The organism is Micromonospora sp. NPDC049679 (assembly GCF_040659735.1).
Taxonomy (GTDB): domain Bacteria; phylum Actinomycetota; class Actinomycetes; order Mycobacteriales; family Micromonosporaceae; genus Micromonospora_I.
Genome location: NZ_JBFANZ010000019.1, coordinates 76,624 through 98,205 on the forward strand (window position 1 = coordinate 76,624; position 21,582 = coordinate 98,205).

Consider the following 21,582-nt stretch of genomic DNA (forward strand, 5'->3'; position numbering starts at 1 on the left):
ACGGCCGGAGACGGCGGTCGGATAGAGCCGACATGTTGGGGTAAGCAGGGTGTCGACGGCCCGGCCAGTCGCCGGACCGGCCGACCAGGCCCCGCCGGGCCAGACGACGAGGCGAGGACGCGACGCCATGGTGATGGTGACCAACGAGGAGGTGCTGCGGTACCTCAACGCGCTGGACTTTCCGATCGACAAGGAGGAGCTCGTGCGTCAGGTCGAGCGGCAGGGGGCTCCGCAGAATGTGCTCAAGGCGCTGCGGGCGTTGCCGCCGCTGGACTACAGCAACAAGAACGAGGTGGTCCGCTCGGCGGCCATCGCGCTCGCGCCGGAGGTGAGTCCCCCGGAGCGCGCGGAGCGGGCGCGCTACCGCCACCACCAGCAGGTCGCGCAGCATCTGCGCGAGCCGTGACCGGCTGCCCCGACGGCCCGGCTAGCGCTGGTGCATCCGGGGCAGCTCGCGGGTGAGGACTTTGCCGGTCGCGTTGCGGGGCAGGGCGGGCACGAAAATGACGTCCCGCGGCACGGAGAAGCGGGCGCGATAGTGGCGCACGTACTCGCGCACCGCCTCCGGGTCGAGCGTTTCCTGCGGGTGGAGCGCCAGATAGGCGGCGAGCCGTTGGCCGTACTCCGGGTCGGGCACCCCGATGACGGCGACCTCGCGCACCTGCGGCAGTTCGGCGAGGAGATTCTCCACCTCGGACGGGAAGACGTTCTCGCCGCCGGAAATGATCATGTCGTCTTCGCGTCCGTCCACGAAGAGCAGGCCGTCCGGGTCGAGGTGCCCGAGGTCGCCGGTGGCCATCAACCCGTCCCGGCTCTCCTTGTCGTGCCCCGAGGTGTAGCCCTCGAAGAGCATCTCGTTGCCGACGAAGATCCGCCCGACCTGTCCCTGCGGCACCGGCTCCCCGTCCTTGTCCAGGATCGCGAGGCGGGTGCCGTGCGGTGGCTTCCCGGCGCTGTTCGGGGCACGGCGTAGGTCGGCCGGGGTCGCGATGGAGGCCCAGGAGACCTCCGTCGAGCCGTACAGGTTGTAGATCACGTCGCCGTAGACGTCCATGAAGCGTGGAGCGAGCCCGCCGGGAAGCGCGGAACCGCTCACCGCGACCACATTCAGCGGCGGCCGGTCGGCCGGGGGCGCGACCTCCAGGAGGCGTTGCAGCATCACCGGTACGGCGAAGAGCGCCGTGCACCGGTGCTCGCCGAGCGCCCGCAACGTAGCGGCGGGTTCGAACCGTCGTTGCAGCACGACCGTCGCCCGCAGCGCGAACGCGACCTGCAGCGCGGCGTATCCCCAGGTGTGGAAGATCGGGGCGGCGATCATTATCTGTTCCCGCGCGTGCAGCGGGATCCGGTCGATGATCGAGGCGAGTGGCTTGAAGCCGCTCGGTGTGCGCCGGCGGGCGCCCTTGGGGGTGCCGGTGGTGCCGGAGGTGAGCACGATCGTGCGACCGTCGCGTCCCGGCGGCGCCACGGTGCCGGGGGGCGCGTTCTGGACCAGCTCCTCCAACCGCGACTCGTCCACCCGTTCGACGGACGCCGGGACGCCCACCACCCGCTCGGCGAACTCCGTGTCGTAGATGAGGGCCCGCAGCTCCTGCTCCTCCGCGATGAGCGCGAGCTGCGGCCCGGAGAGGCCGGTGTTGACCAGCACGCTGTCGGCGCCGAGCAGGGTCACCGCGACGATGGACTCGACCAGTCCATGGTGGTTGCGGCAGAGCAGACCGACGCGGTCTCCGGGGCGGACCCCGAGCGCTGTGCGCAGGGACCGGGTCAGCTGCTCGGCGCGCTGCAGGAGCGTCGCGTACGTCATCTCGCCGCGCTGCTCGTCGATGAGCGCGATCCGCTCCGGGTCGCGCGCGGCGGCCTGACGCAGCTCGCCGGCGAGGGTGAAGCTCCATTTACGCAGCGAGTTGAGCTGGGCGGCGACCCGCACCGGTGAACCCGGCGTGAGCAGTCCCCGGCGGGTCAGCGTGGCGATCACAAACGGCAAGTCCATCGAAGGCGCCTCCGTTCTGGCCGGCCTTGCATTGGCACTGATTCGAGGAAGGCTCCCCGCCGACCCGACATGCGGGTAGCGGGGAGCCTATTGCACAGATCAGCGGATCTGCATCCCGGAGATCGCCCGGGAAATGACCAGACGCTGGATTTCCGAGGTTCCCTCGAAGATCGTGTAGATCTTGGCGTCGCGGTACCACCGCTCCACCGGGTGCTCGCGCAGGAACCCGGCGCCGCCGAGAATCTGCACCGCCTTGTCCGTCACCGAGACGGCCACCTCGCTGGCCTTGAGCTTGGACATCGAGCCCTCGCCGGCCTCGAACGGGCGGTTGTTCCGCCCCATCCACGAGGCGCGCCACACCAGCAGCCGTGCCGCGTCGATCTCCATCTTCATGTCAGCGAGCGTGAACGCGATCGCCTGGTTCTCGATGATCGGCCGACCGAACTGCACCCGGTCCTTGGCGTAGTCGAGCGCGTACTCGTACGCCGCCCGCGCCACGCCGAGGGCCTGGGAGCCCACGGTCGGCCGGGACAGCTCGAAGGTGCGCATCGCGGCCTGCGATGCGGCCCGCTGGCCGGAACGCGCGCGGGCCAGCCGCTCGTCGAGCGCCTCCTTGCCGCCGAGGAGGCAGCTTCCGGGCACCCGTACGTTGTCGAGGAAGATGTCGGCGGTGTGCGACGCGCGCAGCCCGAGCTTCTTGAGCTTCTTCGTGGCTGCCAGCCCGGGCGTGCCGGGTGGAACCACGAAGGCGGCCTGTCCCCGCGAGCCGAGCGACGGGTCCACCGAGGCGGTGACGACGTGCACGGCGGCGATGCCACCGTTGGTCGCGTACGCCTTCTGCCCGTTGAGCACCCACTCGTCCTTGGCTTCGTCGTAGACCGCGCGGGTGCGCATCGAGCCGACGTCGGAGCCGGCTTCGGGCTCGGTGGTGCAGAACGCGGCGACGGCGGGTTCGTCAACGGTGCCGAAGCATTGCGGCACCCATTCGACCATCTGCTCGGGCGTGCCCGAGCCGTAGATCGCGGCGACCGCGAGGGTGGTGCCGAAGATGCCGAGACCGATGCCGGCGTCGCCCCAGAAGAGCTCCTCGTTGGCGATCGGGAGCGACAGGCCGGTCGGGTCGGCCCAGCAGTTGGCGATGAACTCGAAGCCGTAGAGGCCGATCTTCGCAGCCTCCTGGATGATCGGCCAGGGGGTCTCTTCGCGGGCGTCCCACTCGGCGGCGGCCGGGCGCACGACATCCTTGGCGAATCCGTGCACCCAGTCCCGCACGTCCCGCTGGTCCTCGTTCAGGTCAAGCGAGAACTCGACCATGTCAGGCCTTGGGGATGTCGAAGAGGTTCGAGATGTTGGCGGCGAGGCCCAGGTCGCCCTTGGCCTTCAGCTTGCCGGTCATGAACATCATGACCGGGTTGGCGCCGCCGGAGACGACCTTGAGGAACTCGACCGGGCCGAGGGTCAGCGCGAGCTTCGGGTCGTGCTGCGGGGTGGCCGAGGTCGTGCAGGTGCCGTTGTCGATGACGACCTCGTAGGTGTCGACGCCGCCGTCGGGACGGCCGGTGACGTTCCAGTGGATGACGGCGTTGGTCGAGCCGGCGCGGTCGGCGCGGAACATCGACGGCATCCGGCCAAAGACCTCGTCGAGGACCTTGCCGCGCAGGTCACCGCTCATGACCTCGGCGATCTGGGCGTCCGGGGTGGACTTGACGAGCTGGGCGAACTGCTTGGGGTCCACCGAGGCGAAGGTGGCCGGGTCGAACTCAGTCATCGCAAAAACCTTCCGGACGGGTCGTAACCTACTCATGCGTAACCTTACGCACGAGTAGGTATGCTCGCAAGGGTGTCGACCGCCCCTACCTTCAAGCGCCTACCCAGGGCCGTACGCGAGCAACAGATGCTCGACGCGGCCGTCAGGGTCTTCTCCCGCCGCGGCTTCCACACCGCGAGCATGGACGAGATCGCCGAGGACGCCGGCATCTCCAAGCCCATGGTCTACGCCTATCTGGGCACCAAGGAGGAGCTCTTCATCGCCTGCCTGCACCGCGAGGGCACCCGGTTGATGGAGGCCATCGCGGGCGTGGTCGGCGACGACCTGCCCCCCGATGAACAGCTCTGGCGCGGGCTGCGGGCGTTCTTCGGCTTCGTCGGCGCGCATCGCGACGGGTGGGCGGTGCTCTACCGGCAGGCCCGCGGTGAGCAGCGCTTCGCGGGGGAGTTGGCCGCGATGCGTACCCGGATGATCGAGGTGGTCGCCGGCATGCTGGGTCGCGCGCTCATCGGGCAGCCGGCGCGGGCGGACGGCCGCGAGGTCCGCGAGACGGATCTCTCGGTCATGGCGTACGCCCTCGTCGGCGCCACCGAGTCGCTCGCCGACTGGCTCGCCGATCACCCGGAGGCCGACCCGGAGAAGACCGCCACCCGCATGATGAACGTGGCCTGGCTCGGCGCCGGCCAACTCCTCGCCGGCGAAACCTGGCGCCCGATCGCGCGTGAGTAAGGCCCCCTCCGCCGCGGCGAGCGGCAGGAAGGGGCCTTCCCCGCATCAGATCCTGCCGGTGCCGGCGCCGCCGGTCACGATCGACTTGACACCGCTGGCCGCGTCGAGGCTGTACGAGTAGGGGATGCTGGCGACGCTGCCGCCGGTCTGGCCGCTACCCGAGTTGACGAAGTGGTTGTTGCGGGCCACCAGGCCGCCGACGGGGGAGCTGCCCTCGCCGCGGTGGTAGGGGTCCTCGACGTTCTCGAAGTAGTTGCCCTCGACGAGGACGCCCGCGTTGCAGGTGGAGGCGACGCCGTAGCCGCCGTTGGCGCGGTAGTAGTTGTTGTAGACGTGCACGGGGTTGCCGAATCGCACCCGCGGGTGGCGCTGGTTGGAACCGTCGAACCAGTTGTGGTGGTAGCTGACGCGCAGGTGGCCCACGTCCTCGCTGGCGTTGCCGTCGGAGTGGCCGAGCAGCATCGACTTGTCGTGGCTGAACACCCGGTTCCACGACACGGTCACGTAGTCCGAGCCCCGTTTGATGTCCACAGCGCCGTCGTAGCCGTTGCTGAAGCTGTTGTGGTCGATCCAGACCCGTGTGGAGTACTGGACGTTGATCGCGTCGTCGCTCCAGCTGCGGAAGTTGATGTTGCGGATGATGACGTTGCTGACGTTCGCGACGTTGAGGCCGCCGCCGGTGATGGTCGCGCCGCTGCCGACACCGATGATGGTCTTGTTGGCGGCCACCTTCTGCATGCCGCTGATGGAGATCGTGCCGGAGAACCGGATCACCCGGGCACCGCTGGCCTGCATGTTGCTGATCAGATCGGATGCGGTGGTGACGGTGACCGGGGAGGCGCTGCCGCCACCGCTCGTGCCGCCACCCTGGGTGCCCCAGCCCTCCAGGTTGAAGGTCGCGGCGGAGGCGCTGGGGATCCCGGTCAACGAGGTGGCGGCCATCAGCGCGACGGTCGCGACGGCGAGGGCCGGCACCCGGGCGAGGAGTCTGCGACGGGGCTGCGGGGAGTGCTCGATAGTCATGGTGGAACCTCCGAGTGGGGGAGCGGAACCAGCTCGGAAAGCGCTTTCCTATGCCAGCGAAGACTATCGATGTACGACAGGACTGTCAACAGCACGTTTCGAAACGTCTCGATGCGTTGCGCGGTCCACAGCGCCGCGATCTTGTAGTTGTGGCCCGGGCGAAGTACGCGAATCAGCGCATAACCGGGGCCACAACTACAAGATCGGCGAGAGGAGTCAGCGCACGGAGCCGGTGAGGTGCGGTCGGCCGGAGCGGGCGTCGTGCAAGGCGAAATCCCACTCCGGGGAGGCGCTGAACGCCACCGTCGCGGGGAGCAGAATCGGCAGCTTGAAGGCGACGTCCACCGTGTACGCCTCCGGCAGCCGCCCCTCCAGCCCCGCCAGGCAACGCGCCTTGCTCCACATGCCGTGCGCGATCGGCCGGGGAAAGCCGAAGAGCCGGGCGCCCACCCGCGAGGTATGGATCGGGTTGTGGTCGCCGGAGACCGCGGCGTAGTCCGTACCCACCCGGGGCTCCACCCGCCACTGCCCGGAAGCGGCCGGCGGCCTCGGCCGGTCACCCGGCTCGCGCCGCCCGCCCCCGTCGGCGGTGCGTTCCCTGCGCAGGTACGTCGAGACGCCCCGCCACACCAGCTCCCCGCTCGCCCACGCCGTCGCCACCACGTCGAGTTGCCGTCCCCGCTCGTGCGGACGCAGGTCGACGGCCCGCACCGAGAGATCGAGCGTCTCGCCGGCGTCGATCGGACGCTCCACGGTGATCCGGTTCGCGATGTGCACCATCCCCACGACCGGGAACGGGAACTCCGACGCGGACATCAGCCGCATCGACAGCGGGAAGGCCAGAATGTGGGGATAGGTGGCCGGGAGCGTGTCGGCGAGCCGGAAACCGCAGACCCGGTCGTAGGCGGCCAGGTGCGCCCGGTCGACGGTGACCCCGCGGAGCATCAGCTCCACCTCCGGGAGCGTGTCGCCGCCCCGACCGCGCAAGCGCGGCAGCATCCCCATCGCCGCCCGCCGGTAGAGCGCCCCCGTCGCCGGCGGCTCGGACAGCTCGATGACGCCGTTCGCTCGCGACTGCGGGGCTCGCTGCGCTCTCTCCTCGCACTCGCCTATGACCCCGTTCGCTCGCGACTGAGGGGCTCGCTGCGCTCTCTCCTCGCTTCCGCCGGTGATCTCCATCTAGGCCCCCAGCAGACTCTGGCCGCAGACCCGCACCACGTTGCCGGTGATTCCACCGGAGGCCGGGGAGGCGAACCAGGCGATCGTCTCGGCCACGTCGACCGGCAGGCCCCCCTGGGACATGCTGTTCATCCGGCGTCCGGCCTCGCGGATCATCATCGGGATCTTGGCGGTCATCTTCGTCTCGATGAAGCCGGGCGCGACTGCGTTGATCGTCACGCCCCGTTCGGCGAGCACCGGCGCCATCGACTGCACCAGGCCGATCACGCCGGCCTTCGAGGTCGCGTAGTTGGTCTGACCGCGGTTGCCGGCGATACCGGCGATGGAGGCGACGCCCACCAGCCTCCCGCCGTCGGCGATCAGATCGCGTTCCAGGAGCACATCGTTGATCCGCTCCTGGCTCGACAGGTTCACGTCGAGCACCGAATCCCACCGGCCGCTGTCCATCTTCCCGAGCGTCTTGTCCCGGGTGATGCCGGCGTTGTGCACGACGATGTCGACGCGCCCGTGTCGGTCGGCGAGGTGGTCGGCGAGCCGGGCGGGGGCGTCGGCGGCAGTCAGGTCGAGCTGCACCGCCGTACCCCCGATCTCGTTGGCGACCGCGGCGAGCGCGTCGCCGGCGGCGGGCACGTCGAGTGCGATCACGTGCGCGCCGTCGCGGGCCAGCACCCGCGCGATCGCCGCACCGATCCCACGCGCCGCGCCGGTGACCAGCGCGACCCTGCCGTCCAGGGGGCGGTCCCAGTCCTGCGGCGGGTTCACCGCGGTCGCCGGAGCGACCCGGATGACCTGGCCCGACACGTAGGCCGACCGCCCGGAGAGCAGGAAGCGCAGCGTGCTCTCCACAGCGGACTCGGCGCCCGGGGCGACGTAGACGAGCTGGGCGGTGGTGCCCCGGCCGAACTCCTTGCCGAGGCTGCGGGTCAGACCCTCCAGCGCGCGCTGCGCCGTCGCCTCCCGCGGGGACGCGCACGCCTCGGGCGGCGTGCCCAGCACGATCACCCGGCCGGACGGGTGGAGCGCCCGGGCCAGCGGATGGAAGAAGTCATAGAGGGCGCGCAGCCCGGTCGAGTCCGTGATGCCGGTCGCGTCGAAGACCAGGGCCGCGTTGAGCGGGGGCCGTGCGCTGTCGTCGGCGGGGACCGGGTCGCGTACCTCGACGCCGGCCGACGTCAGCATCTTGCGCACGGGTTCGAGCAGACGCCCGTTGGGCGCGGCGCCGAGCAGCACCGGGGCCGGCACCAGCGGGTCGCCCGGTCGATGGCGGCGCAGCCGTGGCGGATCGGGCAGACCGAGCCGCTTGACGAGTGCCTTGCCGGGTCCGGAGTGCGCGAAGCTCGCGTACCTGTCACTCATGGGCGTAGCCTACTCGCGAGTAGGTTAGAGGCAACCCATTGGAGGCGAAGTCGTGGAGACCGTACGTCGCGTCGCGATCCTCGGAGGCAACCGGATCCCGTTCGCCCGGTCGAACAGCCGCTACGCCGCCGCGTCCAACCAGGACATGCTCACCGCGGCGCTCGACGGGCTGATCGCCCGGTTCGGGCTCGCCGGCGAGCGGGTCGGTGAGGTGGTGGCCGGCGCGGTGCTCAAGCACGCCCGTGACTTCAACCTGACCCGCGAGGTGGTGCTCGGCTCCAAGCTGGACCCGCGCACCCCCGCGTACGACATCCAGCAGGCCTGCGGCACGGGCCTGGAGGCCGCGATCCTGGTCGCCAACAAGATCGCCCTCGGTCAGATCGACGTGGGCATCGCCGGCGGCGTCGACACCACCTCCGACGCGCCGCTGGCGCTCAACGAGGACATGCGGCGCACGCTGCTGAAAATCAACTCCGCCCGCAGTCTCGGCGAGCGGCTGCGCGCCGCCACGGCGCTCCGACCGCTCCAGCCGTTCAAGCCGGAGATCCCGCGCAACGCCGAACCGCGGACCGGGCTCTCCATGGGGGACCACGCGGCCGTCACGGCAGCCCGGTGGGGCGTCGACCGGGAGTCGCAGGACGAACTCGCCCTGACGTCGCACCAGCGGCTCGCCGCGGCGTACGAGCGCGGTTTCTTCGACGATCTGGTCACGCCCTACCTTGGGCTCAGCCGGGACCAGAACCTGCGCGCGGAGACCACGCTGGAGAAGCTGGGCAAGCTGCGCCCGGTTTTCGGCACCCGCGGCCCCGACGCCGACAAGGCGACCATGACGGCGGGCAACTCTTCGCCGCTCACCGACGGCGCGTCGACCGTGCTGCTGGCCTCCGAGGAATGGGCGACGGCCCACAAGCTGCCGGTGCAGGCCTACCTGTCGTTCTCCGAGGTCGCCGCCGTCGACTTCGTGCACGGCGAGGAGGGACTGCTGATGGCCCCCGCGTACGCCGTGCCCCGGATGCTGGCCCGCGCCGGCCTGACGTTGCAGGACTTCGACTACTACGAGATCCACGAGGCGTTCGCCTCGCAGGTGCTCGCCACGCTCGCCGCGTGGGAGTCGCCGGAGTTCTGCAAGGAGAAGCTCGGACTCGACGCCCCGCTGGGCGCGATCGACCGGGCCAAGCTCAACGTGAACGGCTCGTCCCTGGCGGCCGGGCACCCGTTCGCCGCGACCGGCGGCCGGATCGTGGCGACCCTGGCCAAGTTGCTCGCCGAGAAGGGCTCCGGCCGCGGCCTGATCTCGATCTGCGCCGCCGGCGGCCAGGGCGTCGTGGCGATCCTGGAACGCTGACTCCGGCGCTCGCCGGGCCTGGACGCGCCGACGCCCGCCACGCTGTGCGTGGCGGGCGTCGGCTATTCGGGCCTCAGCCCAGAGTCGGTCCACGACGTGATCGCCGTACGCGACTCGACGCAGCCGGACGGGGCGATCCTGACGTTCACCTCGACTGGGTGGCGAGCGTTCATCGACGGCGCCAGGGACGGTGGGTTCCGCCCGCGCTGACGAGCGCGGGCTGCCGCGAGGACGTGCGGGCCGGTCGGGAAGAATGACGCTGTGACGCAGACGCAACGCCCGCAGGTCCCGAACGTGCTCGCTGGCCGCTACGCCTCCGCGGAGCTGGTCGCCCTCTGGTCGCCGGAGGAGAAGATCCGGATGGAGCGGCGGCTGTGGCTGGCGGTGCTGCGGGCGCAGCGCGACCTCGGCGTCCCGCTCCCCGAAGGGGTCGTCGAGGCGTACGAGGCGGTACTGGACCGGGTGGACCTCGCCTCGATCGCGGCGCGCGAGCGGGTCACCCGCCACGACGTGAAGGCGCGGATCGAGGAGTTCAGCGCCCTCGCCGGGCACGAGCACGTGCACAAGGGCATGACGTCGCGCGACCTTACGGAAAACGTCGAGCAGTTGCAGATCCGGGCATCGCTGGAGCTGATCCGCGACCGCGTGGTGGCCACGCTGGCCCGCCTGGGTCGGCTCGCCGTCGAGCACGCCGAGCTGGTCATGACGGGGCGGTCGCACAACGTCCCCGCGCAGGCGACCACGCTGGGCAAGCGGTTCGCGTCCGCCGCCGAGGAGCTGCTGATCGCGTATGAGCGGCTCGACGAGCTGATCGGCCGCTACCCGTTGCGCGGCATCAAGGGTCCGGTCGGCACCGCGGCCGACCAGCTGGACCTCTTCGACGGCGACGCCGACCGGGCCGCGGAGCTGGAGCGGCGGGTCGCCGAGCACCTGGGCTTCCGTCGCGTGCTCGACAGCGTCGGCCAGGTCTACCCGCGCTCGCTCGACTTCGACGTGGTCGCCGCGCTCGTCCAGACGGCAGCGGCTCCCTCGTCGCTGGCCACCACCATCCGGCTCATGGTCGGCCAGGAGTTGGCGACCGAGGGCTTCAAGCCGGGCCAGGTCGGGTCGAGCGCGATGCCGCACAAGATGAACACGCGCTCCAGCGAGCGCGTCAACGGGCTCGCGGTCATCATCCGGGGGTATCTGTCGATGATGGGCGAGCTCGCCGGCGACCAGTGGAACGAGGGGGACGTCTCCTGCTCGGTCGTGCGTCGGGTCGCCCTGCCGGATGCCTTCTTCGCCGCCGACGGGCTCTTCCAGACCTTCCTCACGGTGCTCGACGAGTTCGGCGCCTACCCGGCGGTGATCGCCCGCGAGCTCGACCGCTACCTGCCGTTCCTGGCCACCACGAAGATTCTCGTGGCGGCAGTGCGGCGCGGGGTCGGGCGGGAGGTCGCCCACGAGGTGATTAAGGAGCACGCGGTGGCGGTGGCACTCGCGATGCGGGAGAAGGGCGCCGCGGAGAACGATCTCTTCGACCGGCTCGCTGCCGACGGCCGGCTCGGCCTGACCCGGGCGGAGATCGACGCGCTGGTCGTGGACCGCGCCGCCTTCGTCGGCGCGGCTCCGGCCCAGGTCCAGGCCGTCGCGGACCGGATCGCCGCGGTGGTCGCGGCGCACCCCGGGGCCGCGGCGTACGCGCCAGCGCCCATCCTCTGAGCGATCAGCCCGAGGACGAACCGGATTGGCCGCTCGAGCCACTGCCGGCCTTCTGGTCCCCCTGCTTCGGCTGTTGCTGCTGGTTCTCCGGCTTGTCCGCGTCCGGCCGTATCTGCACCACGACGGCGGCGGTCCCGTACGCGCAGAGTTCGATGTGCGTGGGTCCGACCTGGCGACAGTCGAACCGCATCCCGATGACGGCGTTCGCGCCCTTCTTGGTGGCGGCCTGGCCCAGCTTGGAGATCGCGTCCATCCGGTACTTCGTGAGGTGATCGGCGCCTTCGGGATCCGACTTGCCGCCGCGCAGGCTCTTCACGCCTTCCTTGAAGGGGTTCATGGAGCGGGCGGCCGACACGACCACCTCGCCGAGGACGGCGCGTATCTCGAATCCAGGTAGATCATTCGTCGTCACAACCAGCACGGCCCGATGCTAGGTGGGAGCTGATCACCACAGTTGCGGAGAGTTACCGGCTGGCCGCGATATGCAAAACGACGCGGCGCGGACTCCCTGGCCAATCGCGGAGTCCGCGCCGCACCTGCGCAGAGTCGGGACGTTGGGCGTCAGACGCCCGAGACGGAGCGGATCCAGGAGCGGTTGTAGGCAACGCTGCCGTAGTTCTGGATGCTCTGACCGTCGGCGGTCGACGCGACGCCGACCTGGGCGCCGTTGTAGAACTGCGGCCCGCCCGAGTCGCCCTTCCAGGCGTTGCCGTTGACCCGCGTGCTGCGGATCGCCCGGCCGCCGTACGCGTCCGTGACGTTGGTGCTGGTCACTTGCACCGTCGCCGTCTTCAGCACGGTGGACGCCGAGCAGCCGCTGTAGCAGGTCATGCCCCAGCCGTAGATCGTGTTGTTCGAGTTGACCGGCGGGTAGCTGCTGGACAGCGATACGTACGACGTGTTGACCGCGGTGCTGAGCTGGAGCAGCGCGAGGTCGTACTGGCTGTAGGTGGCGCTGACGCCGCTGGTCACGCCGCCGGAGGTCCGGTTGACGCTGCCGACCCGCACCGACATGGTCCCGCCGAGGCAGTGCCGGGCGGTGAGCACCCAGCGCGACGCGATGATCGTGCCGGAGCAGGTGAACGAGCCGTTGCTGAGGATGGCTGCCGCCCACGGCGCCGAGGAGACGGTGCCGCCGCCGATGATGGGCTGCGGCGCGGCGACGGCCGCGCCCGGTGCGACGAGCGCGCCGACGAGCGCCGTGGTGGCGACCGCAAGGGTCAGGCGTAGACGCATGTTGGGCTCCTTCCGAGGGGGTTGCCCGGGGGTCCGGGTCCGGTGAGCCACCGCGGACGGGGGGTTCGTTCGCGGAGTGTTACATCCGATGTTCGGAGATGAACGCCGGCTGTTTGACGACAGACGCTAGGCCTTTCGGCGGTCATCTACAAGGATCAAATCGAGGTCATACGATGGGCTGATACTTGCGGCGCCGCCGCCCCCTCTCTTCCTGTCGATCAAGGACTCACTCACGTAGATTGATCTCTAATCGTTTGCAAAAGTCCGTGATCCACGAGCGGTTCCCGGGTCGGGGCTGTGCCCGTTCCGCTGCCGTCGACATGCCTGCGCCGCAGGCGACCCCTGCGGCGACCGGTGTATCTACCAGGTAGGCTGACTGCGCTCGCCCCTTTGGGTCGGCACCCAACTGCGTACACAGTCAGGAGTGCCCCGTGGCTCGCGTCGTCGTCGACGTCATGCTCAAGCCGGAGATCCTCGATCCTCAGGGCCAGGCGGTGGCCAATGCGCTGCCGAGGCTCGGAGTTGACGACGTCTCGTCGGTGCGCATCGGCCGACGGATAGAGATCGACTTCGTTGGTGAGGCCGACCTCGACCGCGCCCGCGAGATCGCCGACAAACTGCTCGCCAACCCGGTGATCGAGGAGTTCTCGCTCCGGGTGGTCGACGCGGAGTCCGACGCCGTGGACAGCCGGCCGTGACCGCGCGGGTAGGTGTGGTGACCTTCCCCGGGTCCCTCGACGACGGGGACGCCGCCCGGGCGGTCCGCCTCGCCGGCGGCGACGCGGTCCGGCTCTGGCACAACGACTCCGACCTGCAGGGTGTGGACGCCGTGGTGCTGCCCGGCGGCTTCTCCTACGGCGACTACCTGCGCTGCGGCGCGATCGCCCGGTTCGCCCCCATGATGGAGTCGATCGTCGCCGCGGCCCGGGACGGGCTGCCGGTGCTCGGCATCTGCAACGGCTTCCAGATCCTCTGCGAGGCGCACCTGCTGCCCGGCGCGCTGACCCGCAACCAGCACCTGCACTTCCGCAACCGGGACCAGCTGCTGCGGGTGGAGTCGATCGACACCGCCTTCACCAACAGCTTCAGCGCCGGGCAGGAGGTACTCATCCCGGTCAAGAACGGTGAGGGCTGCTACGTCGCCGACGAGCGCACCCTCGACGAACTGGAAGCGACCGGGCGGGTCGTCGCCCGCTACCTCGGCGGCAACCCCAACGGCTCGCAGCGCGACATCGCCGCGATCACCAACGAAGCCGGCAACGTCGTCGGCATCATGCCGCACCCCGAGCACGCCGTGGAGGCGCTCACCGGCCCCTCCCTCGACGGACTCGGCTTCTTCACCTCGATCCTCAAACATCTGGCGGGAGCGCCGGCATGACCACTCAGCCCGACACCGCGTCGAGCGAGTCGACCGACATGACCAACCCGGAAGCCGGCGAGGCAGCCAACGGCGGCCTCGGCCCCGCGTCGGTCGACGGGATGTCCGCCGTCGCGGACTCCGCGGCCGACCCGCGCGACGACTTCGCCGTCGACGACTACGCCACCGGCCCGGACACCGTCGAGCGCGCCTCCGCCACCCCCGGCGAGCTGCAGCCCTATCCGGAGCTGGGGCTGCGCGACGACGAATACGAGCGGATCCGGCAGCTCCTCGGCCGCCGCCCCACCCAGTCCGAGCTCGCCATGTACTCGATCATGTGGAGCGAGCACTGCTCCTACAAGTCGAGCAAGGTGCACCTGCGCCAGTTCGGTGAAAAGGCGCCCGCCAGCGACCGCCTGCTCGCGGGCATCGGTGAGAACGCCGGCGTGATCCAGGTTTCCGACACCCTCGCCGTCACCTTCAAGATCGAGTCCCACAACCATCCGAGCTTCGTCGAGCCCTACCAGGGCGCGGCCACCGGCGTCGGCGGCATCGTCCGGGACATCCTCGCGATGGGCGCCCGTCCGGTCGCCGTCATGGACGCGCTGCGGTTCGGCGCCGCCGATCACGAGGACACCGCGCGGGTACTGCCCGGCGTGGTGGCCGGCGTCGGCGGTTACGGCAATTCGCTGGGGCTGCCCAACATCGGTGGCGAGCTCGTCTTCGACCCCTGCTGCCAGGGAAACCCGTTGGTCAACGCGCTCTGCGTCGGCGTGCTGCCGGTCGACCGCCTGCAGAACAAGGCCGCCGCCGGGGCCGGCAACGTCGTGGTGCTGATGGGCGCCAAGACCGGTCGGGACGGCATCGGCGGAGTCTCCGTCCTCGCCAGCGCCACGTTCGACGACGCCAGCGAGCAGCGCCGTCCGGCGGTGCAGGTCGGTGACCCGTTCACCGAGAAACTGCTGATCGAGGCGTGCCTGGAGCTCTACGACGCAGGTCTTGTCGTCGGCATCCAGGACCTCGGCGGCGCCGGGCTGACCTGTGCGCTGACCGAGACCGCCGCGGCGGCCGGCACCGGCATGCGGGTCTGGCTGGAGCGGGTGCCACTCCGCGAGCCGTCGATGGAGCCGCACGAGATCCTGGCGAGCGAGTCCCAGGAGCGGATGCTGCTGATCGTCGCGCCCGACAAGCTCGACGCGGTGCTGAAGACGGCGGACAAGTGGGGCGTGATCGCCACCGCGATCGGCGAGGTGACCGCCGCGCAGGCCGACGGCGAGCCGGGGCGACTGCTCATCACGTGGCGGGACCAGACCGTGGTGGACGTGCCTCCCGCCTCGCTCGCCGATGACGGTCCCGTCTACGCCCGCCCGATGCGGGAGCCCGCCGACCTGATCCTGCTGCAGGCGGACCGGGCCGAGACGCTCCCACGGCCGTCCACCCCCGAGGCGCTGCGGGAGACCGTGCTGCGCATGATCGCGTCGCCGAACCTGTGTGACAAGACGTGGGTGACCGAGCAGTACGACCGGTACGTGCTCGGCAACACCGTCCTGGCCCAGCCGGAAGACGCCGGGATCATCCGGATCGACGAGGAGAGCGGCCTCGGGGTCGCGCTCTCCGTCGACGGCAACGGCCGGTACGCGCGGCTCGACCCGTACAACGGGGCGAAGCTGGCGCTCGCCGAGTCCTACCGCAACGTCGCCGTCACGGGTGCGCAGCCGGTCGCCGTGACCAACTGCCTCAACTTCGGGTCCCCCGAGGATCCGGCCGTGATGTGGCAGTTCGCGGAGGCGGTACGCGGTCTCGCCGACGGCTGCGCCGAGTTGGGCATCCCGGTGAGCGGTGGCAATGTCAGCTTCTACAACCAGACCGGTGCCGCCGCGATCCACCCGACGCCGGTGGTCGGCGTGCTCGGGCTCCTCGACGACGTCGCGCAGCGGGTGCCGATGGGCTTCGCGCCCCCCGCCACCCCGGACGGTGACCTGATCTTCCTGCTCGGGGAGACCCGCCTGGAGCTGTCGGGCTCGGAGTGGGCGTCAGTGACGCACGATCACCTCGGCGGCGTGCCGCCCCGCGTCGATCTCGTCCGCGAGCAGGTGCTGGCCCGGGTGATCGCCGACGCGGCCGGGGCCGGGCACGTCACGGCCGCGCACGACCTCTCCGACGGCGGGCTCGCCCAGACCCTTGTGGAGTCGTGCCTGCGCCGCGGCGTCGGGGCGCAGATCACGGTGCCGGAGGAGTTCACCAACGGCTCGATGCCGTTCGTCTACCTCTTCAGCGAGTCGGCGGGGCGGGCCATCGTGGTCGTGCCGCGCGCCCACGAGGACGCGTTCGCGGCGCTCTGCGGCCAGTACGAGCTGCCGGCCACGCTGATCGGCGTCACGGACGCGACGAACGCGACGCTCGAGGTGGTCGACCAGTTCACGCTCGGCCTCGACGAACTGCGGACGGCGTTCACCTCGACCTTGCCGCGGCTCTTCGGTGGTACGGCGACCGATCCCGCTGCCGATGCCCACGCGCCGGCGCAGGCCGGCGTTCCGGCGGCCGCCGCAGTGAGCAGCCAGGCCGAGCCCGCCGGCGCGGCGGAGCCGAGTGACGGTGCCGACTCCGTGGCGAACGACAACGGCTGAGGCGTTGCCCGAGCCCGTCTACGCCCAGCCCGGGGCAGGCGCGCGGTTCGAGTGGGGTCTCGCGGGCGCGGCCGAACTCGGCCGCGTCTGCGCCGCCCTGGTGGTCGTGGACGTGCTCTCATTCACCACCTCCGTTGAGGTGGCGGTGAGCCGGGGGATGCGGGTGCACCCATTCCCATGGGGTGATCAGGCCGCCGAGTACGCGCGCCGGGTCGGCGCGGTCGCCGCCGTGGGACGCAGCGACGTCACCCCGCACCGCCCGTGGTCGCTGTCGCCCGCCGCGCTGCGGACCGCTCCGGCGGTGCCGGATCTGGTGCTGCCCTCCCCGAACGGGTCGGCGATCTGCGCGGCGGCGAGCGCGACCGGGCTGCCGGTGGTGGCCGGTTGCCTGCGTAACGCACCCGCCGTCGCACGTTGGCTGGTCGCTCACGGGTACGGCTCCGCGGACACGCCCGTGGGCGTCATCGCGGCGGGGGAGCGGTGGCCGGACGGCACGCTGCGCCCCTCCGTCGAGGATCTGCTCGGCGCCGCCGCGGTTCTCGATGGGCTCGCGATGGTTTCCGGCGGGCTCTCCGTGGAGGCGGCCGTCGCGCTGGCGGCGCTGGCGAGCCTGCCCGACGTCCCCGCTGCGGTCCGGGGCTGTGTCTCCGGCCGGGAACTCATCACGCGTGGCTATGCCGAGGATGTCGTGATCGCCGCCGAACCGGGGGTGTCGGACGTGGTCCCGGTCCTGCGCAACGGGATCTTCTCCGAAAACTGATCAGGGGCCTCGGCGCGGGTGAACTCCCGCGGCCGAGGCCCCTGACAGGACCGTCGTTGTCAGTCGTCGAGCCAGTCCAGCGAGCGCCGCTCCGAACGACCCGGCTGCTGCGGACCTTGCGGACCTTGCGGGCCTTGAGGACCTTGGGGACCGCCGTGCCGTGACTGGCCGGCCGAGGGCGCCTGGTCGTCGTAGTAGCCGCCCTGCTCGTAACCGCGCTCGCCGTAGCCGCCGCGCTGGTCGGGCACCCGGTCCTGACCGCCGGGCGCCTCATAGCCGCCGCGTTGGTCGTAGCCCCCGCCGCCCTGCTCGTAGCCACCCGGTCCGCCGCCGTAACCCTGGCCGTAGCCGCCGGGCGCGGCGCCGTAGCCGGCACCGGCGTCATAGCCGCTGCCCGCGGTCGGGGCTTCGTAACCGCCGGCGCCCTGGGCGTAGTCGCCCGGCCCGTCGTAGCCGGCGCCGGGAGCGTTGTAGCCCTGCTCCTGGTTGTAGCCGCCACGGCCCTGCTCGGCATTCTGGCCGTACGGAGCCGGCTCGTACGGTGCGGCCGGTCGGCCGTATCCGTTGGCGCCGCCGTCGTAGCGGCCGGTCGGCTCGTCGTAGCGTTCGCCGTAGCCGCCCTGCGGTGCGCCGTAGCCGGGGCCGGTCGGACCGGCCGGCGGAGCGTAGTCACCGCCGCCGTAGCCCTCGCCGCCCGGCGCGCGACCCGCGGGGCCGGCCGGTGCGCCGTAGGCGTTGCCCGTGGATGGCGCGTTGCCGTAGGGGCCGCCCGGACCGTTGGGACCGCCGTAGCCGCCACCGGACGACGGAGCGTTGGGGTACCCGCCCGCCGGGGCGGGCGGGCCGTAGTTGCCTGGACCGCCGGACGGTGCACCGGACGGTACGCCGTAACCGCCACCCGATGACGGCGCGTTCGGATAGCCACCGGCGGCGGGCCCGCCACCGTAGCCACCCGTGGCGTCGGCCGGGCCGTATCCGGCCTGGGTCGGTGCGCCGCCGCCGTAGCCGGCGCCGTACGACGGAGGCTGCGGCCCGGCCTGCTGGACGGGGGGCAACGGGGCGCCGTACGGGTCGGGGAACTCGTCGTCGATCGGCGGGATGTTGTGGAGCATCGTCGGTGCGTCGGCCAGCGAACCGCCCGCGACCATCGTCGCGTCCGTGCCGACGCCTGCCCGGTTGGTGATCCGGGTCGCGTCGTTGCCGCCCCCGTAGCCGCCCGCCGCGCCGCGACCGCTGATCGCCTCGTCCGCTTCGTCCTCGTCGGCCTCGTTCTCCTTGCGGCGGACGAGCAGAAGCACGATGGCGCCGACGCCGAGGGCGACCAGGAGCCCGCCGACGATGATGAGCAGCCACGACGTGCCGCCGCTGTTGGAGGCGTTCTTGGTCGCCGGTGCCGCTGCGGCCGGGGCCGTGGTCTCCTCCGCGCCGGGGGTCTCCTCGGCCGGCTCCTCGCTGGCCGAAGGCGTCGCGGACGGCGTGGGAGCCGTCGCCGACTTCAGCGCCAGCGTCGGTCCGGCGATCGCCTGGCCGGCGACGCCGTTGATCCGCTTGAAGTCGGTCTGCGCCTTGTAGTTCTCCGCCTGCGCGCCGATGAGGATCTCACCGGGGGCGATCGGCTCACTCTCCGTCGAGGTGAACCGGTAGTTGCCGCTGCCGTTGGCGGTGACGGTGTAGCGGTGGCCCTGCGAGTCGCTCATCGCGACGAGGGCGCCGGAGAGCCCCTTGCCGGTGTCGATGTCGGTGACCTTGCCCGAGATCGACTTGACCGTCGCGGCCTGTTGCGACTTGACGGTGACGGTTTGCCTGGCGGTGCCGGTCTCGTTCCCCGCCTGCGCCCGGATCTGTACCTCGCCGGACTTGCTCTGCCCGGCTGCGACGTTCCCCGCGCGCAGCGTGGCCGTGAAGTCTCCGGCCTTGCCGCGTTCGATTGTCTCCGTACCGGAGCAGCCGGATTGGCAGCTGAGTTCGGAGAAGGACGAGCTCACGTTGATCGTGAACGAATCGTCGGCAGGTTGGCCGAGCCCGCTCTGGTTCTTGTTCGTTACCCGGAACTTGAGCGTGACGGTCTGGCCGGGCGATAACGTCGTAGAGAGACTGGTTATCTGCACCGCTGGCGCGTCGGCGAGAGCGGGAGCGGCGGGGGCTGCGACCAGGGCACTGGCTGCCAGCGCCACGACCACACCGGCCCGCGTCATCCAGGCTCGTCGGTGTGTTGTCACGTCCACCGCCTTCCGGTCTGAATCTTCCCCGGCCGATGTCTTCGGGCAGGGGTCACCCGTGACGAGTACACCGTCGGCCACTATGCCTTGTCTGACCGGATCAGCGCGACCCAGGGGCGACAGCAACTAGCGCGACGGCGGGTCGTATCGTCCCGTCGTGTCCTCTCCGCACAATAAGTCCTCGGCGGTCGCGGCCGTCGAAGCGGCGCTCGATGCCGGCCTCGTGCCGGACCGCAACGAGCTGCGTGACGCTGTCCGTGCCCTCCTGTCCGACCTGGTCAGCCGAGCTCCCGGCCGATCGGTGGAGGTGCGGGTCCCACCTTACGGTGCAGTTCAGTGCGGAGAGGGTCCGCGGCACACCCGGGGCACCCCGCCGAACGTGGTCGAGACCGATCCGCAGACGTGGGTGAGGCTCGCTACAGGGCGGCTTGCGTGGGCGGACGCGGTCGCTGAGGGGCGCGTCCGGGCGAGCGGACACCGTGCCGACATTTCGGCTTACATCCCGCTGTAACTCGGCGATGATATCGGCGACGGTCACTGAAAGCGCTCAAAAAGTCGCTCTCTGTTATCGGCCGAAGCTCGCGTACACTGTTCCGCGACGGTATTCCGGTGACTGCGCAGCACTGAGTCACAGCAGCAGTACGAGGGAGCGACAGGTGCCCCGAGGCGACGGCCGGTTAAGCCATGACCTCGACCCCCAACGACCCGGTCCGCAGGACGCCTGCGGCGTCTTCGGAGTCTGGGCGCCGGGGGAAGAAGTTGCCAAGCTCAGCTACTTCGGTCTCTACGCGCTACAGCACCGCGGCCAGGAGGCCGCGGGCATCGCGGTCAGCGACGGCTCCGGAGTTGTGGTCTACAAGGACCTCGGGCTGGTCGCCCAGGTCTTCGACGAGCCCACGTTGGCGAGCCTGCGAGGGCATCTGGCGATCGGGCACACGCGCTACTCCACCACCGGCGGGTCGACCTGGGAAAACGCCCAGCCGACCATCCGCGCCACGGCGGCCGGCACCACCATCGCGCTCGCGCACAACGGCAACCTGGTCAACACCGCGGAGCTTTCCCGTGAGGTGAGCGAGCGGGGCATGGCGGCCGACGGTTCGACGTCCGACACGGCGCTCGTGACCACGCTGCTGGCGGGCCGCCCGGACCTCTCGGTCGAAGCGGCCGCGCTGGAGGTGCTGCCGACGCTGCGCGGCGCGTTCAGTTTCGTGTTCATGGACGAGACCACGCTCTACGCCGCGCGCGACCCCCACGGGGTGCGGCCGCTGGTGCTCGGACGCCTGGAGCGGGGGTGGGTGGTGGCGAGCGAGACGGCCGCCCTCGACATCGTCGGGGCGAGCGTGGTGCGCGAGGTCGAGCCCGGCGAGTTGATCGCCATCGACGAGCACGGCCTCCGGTCGGCGCGGTTCGCCGCCCCGGAGCCGAAGGGCTGTCTCTTCGAATACGTCTACATCGCCCGCCCCGACACCACGATCGCCGGGCGCAACGTGCACGCCGCGCGGGTGCAGATCGGCCGCAAGCTCGCGGCGGAACACCCGGTCGAGGCCGATCTGGTGATTCCCGTGCCGGAGTCGGGCACCCCCGCCGCGATCGGCTACGCGGAGGCGTCCGGCATCACCTACGGCGCCGGCCTGATGAAGAACCCGTACGTGGGGCGGACGTTCATCCAGCCCTCGCAGACGCTGCGTCAGCTCGGCATCCGCCTGAAGCTCAACCCGCTCCGGGAAAACGTGCGGGGCAAGCGGATCGTGGTGGTCGACGACTCGATCGTGCGGGGCAACACCCAGCGCGCGATCGTGCGGATGCTGCGCGAGGCGGGTGCGCTGGAGGTGCATGTCCGGATCTCGTCACCGCCGGTCAATTGGCCGTGTTTCTACGGCATCGACTTCGCGACCCGCGCCGAGTTGCTCGCCAACGGTCTCGACACCGACGGCATCCGGCGATCCATCGGCGCCGACACGCTGGGGTACGTCTCCCTCGCCGGGCTGATCGCGGCGACCGAGCAGCCGAAGACGCGCCTCTGCCGCGCGTGTTTCGATGGTGAATACCCGATCGAGTTGCCGGCCGGGAACCTGATCGGTAAGCACCTGCTCGAAGGTGTGGGTCGCCGGGCCTCCGGCGTCGTGGGCCAAGGCCCGCGCACCGGGGAGCAGGACGACCAGGCCGGGACGGATGTTCCGGCGCCGGGCGTCTCACCACTCGTCGCCGTAGCCGGCGGCGGTGAGGCGCTGCACCGCCCATAGCACTGGCCGGTCCGGCTCACGCTGTCCGGCCAGTGAGCACACCCGT

20 protein-coding genes are annotated in these 21,582 nt (G+C 70.9%); 11 read left to right on the top strand and 9 right to left on the bottom strand.

Going from position 1 to position 21,582, the window contains the following annotated elements:
* Window positions 1-127: 127 nt before the first annotated feature.
* A complete protein-coding gene (locus AB0J06_RS14910) occupies window positions 128-406 on the top strand; it encodes a DUF2795 domain-containing protein (protein WP_357428606.1) in 279 nt (92 codons plus the stop codon).
* A 21-nt stretch (window positions 407-427) separates the two neighbouring features.
* Here the strand turns inward: AB0J06_RS14910 and AB0J06_RS14915 are convergent, their stop codons facing one another.
* The 3 genes from AB0J06_RS14915 to AB0J06_RS14925 form a co-directional block, all read right to left on the bottom strand.
* The gene (locus AB0J06_RS14915) at window positions 428-1,993 is read right to left on the bottom strand and encodes an AMP-binding protein (protein WP_357428608.1); all 1,566 of its coding nucleotides are present in this window, start codon (window positions 1,991-1,993) and stop codon (window positions 428-430) included.
* Window positions 1,994-2,092: 99 nt separating this feature from the next.
* Entirely contained in the window at window positions 2,093-3,307 is a 1,215-nt protein-coding gene (locus AB0J06_RS14920; protein WP_357428610.1) for an acyl-CoA dehydrogenase family protein, read from the bottom strand.
* 1 nt (window position 3,308) lies between these two features.
* On the bottom strand, window positions 3,309-3,761 hold the full coding sequence (locus AB0J06_RS14925) for an SCP2 sterol-binding domain-containing protein (protein ID WP_357428612.1): 453 nt from the start codon (window positions 3,759-3,761) through the stop codon (window positions 3,309-3,311).
* A gap of 72 nt (window positions 3,762-3,833) precedes the next feature.
* On the opposite strand from AB0J06_RS14925, the gene AB0J06_RS14930 reads away from it, so the two are divergent.
* Window positions 3,834-4,490: a TetR/AcrR family transcriptional regulator gene (locus AB0J06_RS14930; RefSeq protein ID WP_357428614.1), complete on the top strand. Its 657-nt coding sequence runs from the start codon at window positions 3,834-3,836 to the stop codon at window positions 4,488-4,490.
* Between the two features lie 45 nt (window positions 4,491-4,535).
* Here the strand turns inward: AB0J06_RS14930 and AB0J06_RS14935 are convergent, their stop codons facing one another.
* The 3 genes from AB0J06_RS14935 to AB0J06_RS14945 all read right to left on the bottom strand — a co-directional run bounded on the left by AB0J06_RS14935 (window position 4,536) and on the right by AB0J06_RS14945 (window position 8,048).
* Window positions 4,536-5,513 (bottom strand): right-handed parallel beta-helix repeat-containing protein, encoded by a 978-nt coding sequence (locus tag AB0J06_RS14935; RefSeq protein ID WP_357428616.1) that lies wholly within the window; start codon window positions 5,511-5,513, stop codon window positions 4,536-4,538.
* A 216-nt stretch (window positions 5,514-5,729) separates the two neighbouring features.
* Window positions 5,730-6,626, bottom strand: a complete 897-nt coding sequence (locus tag AB0J06_RS14940; RefSeq protein ID WP_357428699.1) for a MaoC/PaaZ C-terminal domain-containing protein — start codon at window positions 6,624-6,626, stop codon at window positions 5,730-5,732.
* A gap of 66 nt (window positions 6,627-6,692) precedes the next feature.
* Entirely contained in the window at window positions 6,693-8,048 is a 1,356-nt protein-coding gene (locus tag AB0J06_RS14945; protein ID WP_357428618.1) for a 3-oxoacyl-ACP reductase, read from the bottom strand.
* 52 nt (window positions 8,049-8,100) lie between these two features.
* Between AB0J06_RS14945 and AB0J06_RS14950 the strand changes: the two genes are divergently transcribed.
* The 3 genes from AB0J06_RS14950 to purB all read left to right on the top strand — a co-directional run bounded on the left by AB0J06_RS14950 (window position 8,101) and on the right by purB (window position 11,094).
* Entirely contained in the window at window positions 8,101-9,393 is a 1,293-nt protein-coding gene (locus AB0J06_RS14950; protein ID WP_357428620.1) for an acetyl-CoA C-acetyltransferase, read from the top strand.
* Window positions 9,394-9,489: 96 nt separating this feature from the next.
* Window positions 9,490-9,603 (top strand): DUF397 domain-containing protein, encoded by a 114-nt coding sequence (locus AB0J06_RS14955; protein WP_357428701.1) that lies wholly within the window; start codon window positions 9,490-9,492, stop codon window positions 9,601-9,603.
* Between the two features lie 51 nt (window positions 9,604-9,654).
* Window positions 9,655-11,094, top strand: a complete 1,440-nt coding sequence (purB, locus tag AB0J06_RS14960; RefSeq protein ID WP_357428622.1) for an adenylosuccinate lyase — start codon at window positions 9,655-9,657, stop codon at window positions 11,092-11,094.
* 4 nt (window positions 11,095-11,098) lie between these two features.
* Here purB and AB0J06_RS14965 read toward each other — a convergent pair whose 3' ends face one another.
* Both AB0J06_RS14965 and AB0J06_RS14970 read right to left on the bottom strand, forming a co-directional pair.
* Window positions 11,099-11,515: a heavy metal-binding domain-containing protein gene (locus tag AB0J06_RS14965; RefSeq protein WP_357428624.1), complete on the bottom strand. Its 417-nt coding sequence runs from the start codon at window positions 11,513-11,515 to the stop codon at window positions 11,099-11,101.
* A gap of 140 nt (window positions 11,516-11,655) precedes the next feature.
* On the bottom strand, window positions 11,656-12,330 hold the full coding sequence (locus AB0J06_RS14970) for a trypsin-like serine protease (protein ID WP_357428626.1): 675 nt from the start codon (window positions 12,328-12,330) through the stop codon (window positions 11,656-11,658).
* A gap of 431 nt (window positions 12,331-12,761) precedes the next feature.
* Between AB0J06_RS14970 and purS the strand changes: the two genes are divergently transcribed.
* From purS to AB0J06_RS14990, 4 genes are all read left to right on the top strand, one after another.
* A complete protein-coding gene (gene purS, locus AB0J06_RS14975; protein ID WP_357428628.1) occupies window positions 12,762-13,028 on the top strand; it encodes a phosphoribosylformylglycinamidine synthase subunit PurS in 267 nt (88 codons plus the stop codon).
* Complete coding sequence (purQ, locus tag AB0J06_RS14980; protein ID WP_357428630.1) at window positions 13,025-13,708, top strand: phosphoribosylformylglycinamidine synthase subunit PurQ; 684 nt, start codon at window positions 13,025-13,027, stop codon at window positions 13,706-13,708. The genes purS and purQ overlap by 4 nt, the downstream gene beginning before the upstream one ends.
* Window positions 13,709-13,809: 101 nt before the next feature.
* The gene (gene purL, locus AB0J06_RS14985; RefSeq protein ID WP_357428703.1) at window positions 13,810-16,314 is read left to right on the top strand and encodes a phosphoribosylformylglycinamidine synthase subunit PurL; all 2,505 of its coding nucleotides are present in this window, start codon (window positions 13,810-13,812) and stop codon (window positions 16,312-16,314) included.
* Window positions 16,315-16,318: 4 nt separating this feature from the next.
* The gene (locus tag AB0J06_RS14990; protein WP_357428632.1) at window positions 16,319-17,074 is read left to right on the top strand and encodes a 2-phosphosulfolactate phosphatase; all 756 of its coding nucleotides are present in this window, start codon (window positions 16,319-16,321) and stop codon (window positions 17,072-17,074) included.
* 59 nt (window positions 17,075-17,133) lie between these two features.
* Here AB0J06_RS14990 and AB0J06_RS14995 read toward each other — a convergent pair whose 3' ends face one another.
* A complete protein-coding gene (locus tag AB0J06_RS14995) occupies window positions 17,134-19,269 on the bottom strand; it encodes a carboxypeptidase regulatory-like domain-containing protein (RefSeq protein ID WP_357428634.1) in 2,136 nt (711 codons plus the stop codon).
* A 181-nt stretch (window positions 19,270-19,450) separates the two neighbouring features.
* Between AB0J06_RS14995 and AB0J06_RS15000 the strand changes: the two genes are divergently transcribed.
* Together AB0J06_RS15000 and purF are read left to right on the top strand one after the other, a co-directional pair.
* A complete protein-coding gene (locus AB0J06_RS15000; RefSeq protein WP_357428636.1) occupies window positions 19,451-19,804 on the top strand; it encodes a sterol carrier family protein in 354 nt (117 codons plus the stop codon).
* Window positions 19,805-19,949: 145 nt separating this feature from the next.
* Window positions 19,950-21,536, top strand: a complete 1,587-nt coding sequence (gene purF, locus AB0J06_RS15005; RefSeq protein ID WP_357428638.1) for an amidophosphoribosyltransferase — start codon at window positions 19,950-19,952, stop codon at window positions 21,534-21,536.
* The last annotated feature ends 46 nt before the right edge of the window (window positions 21,537-21,582 follow it).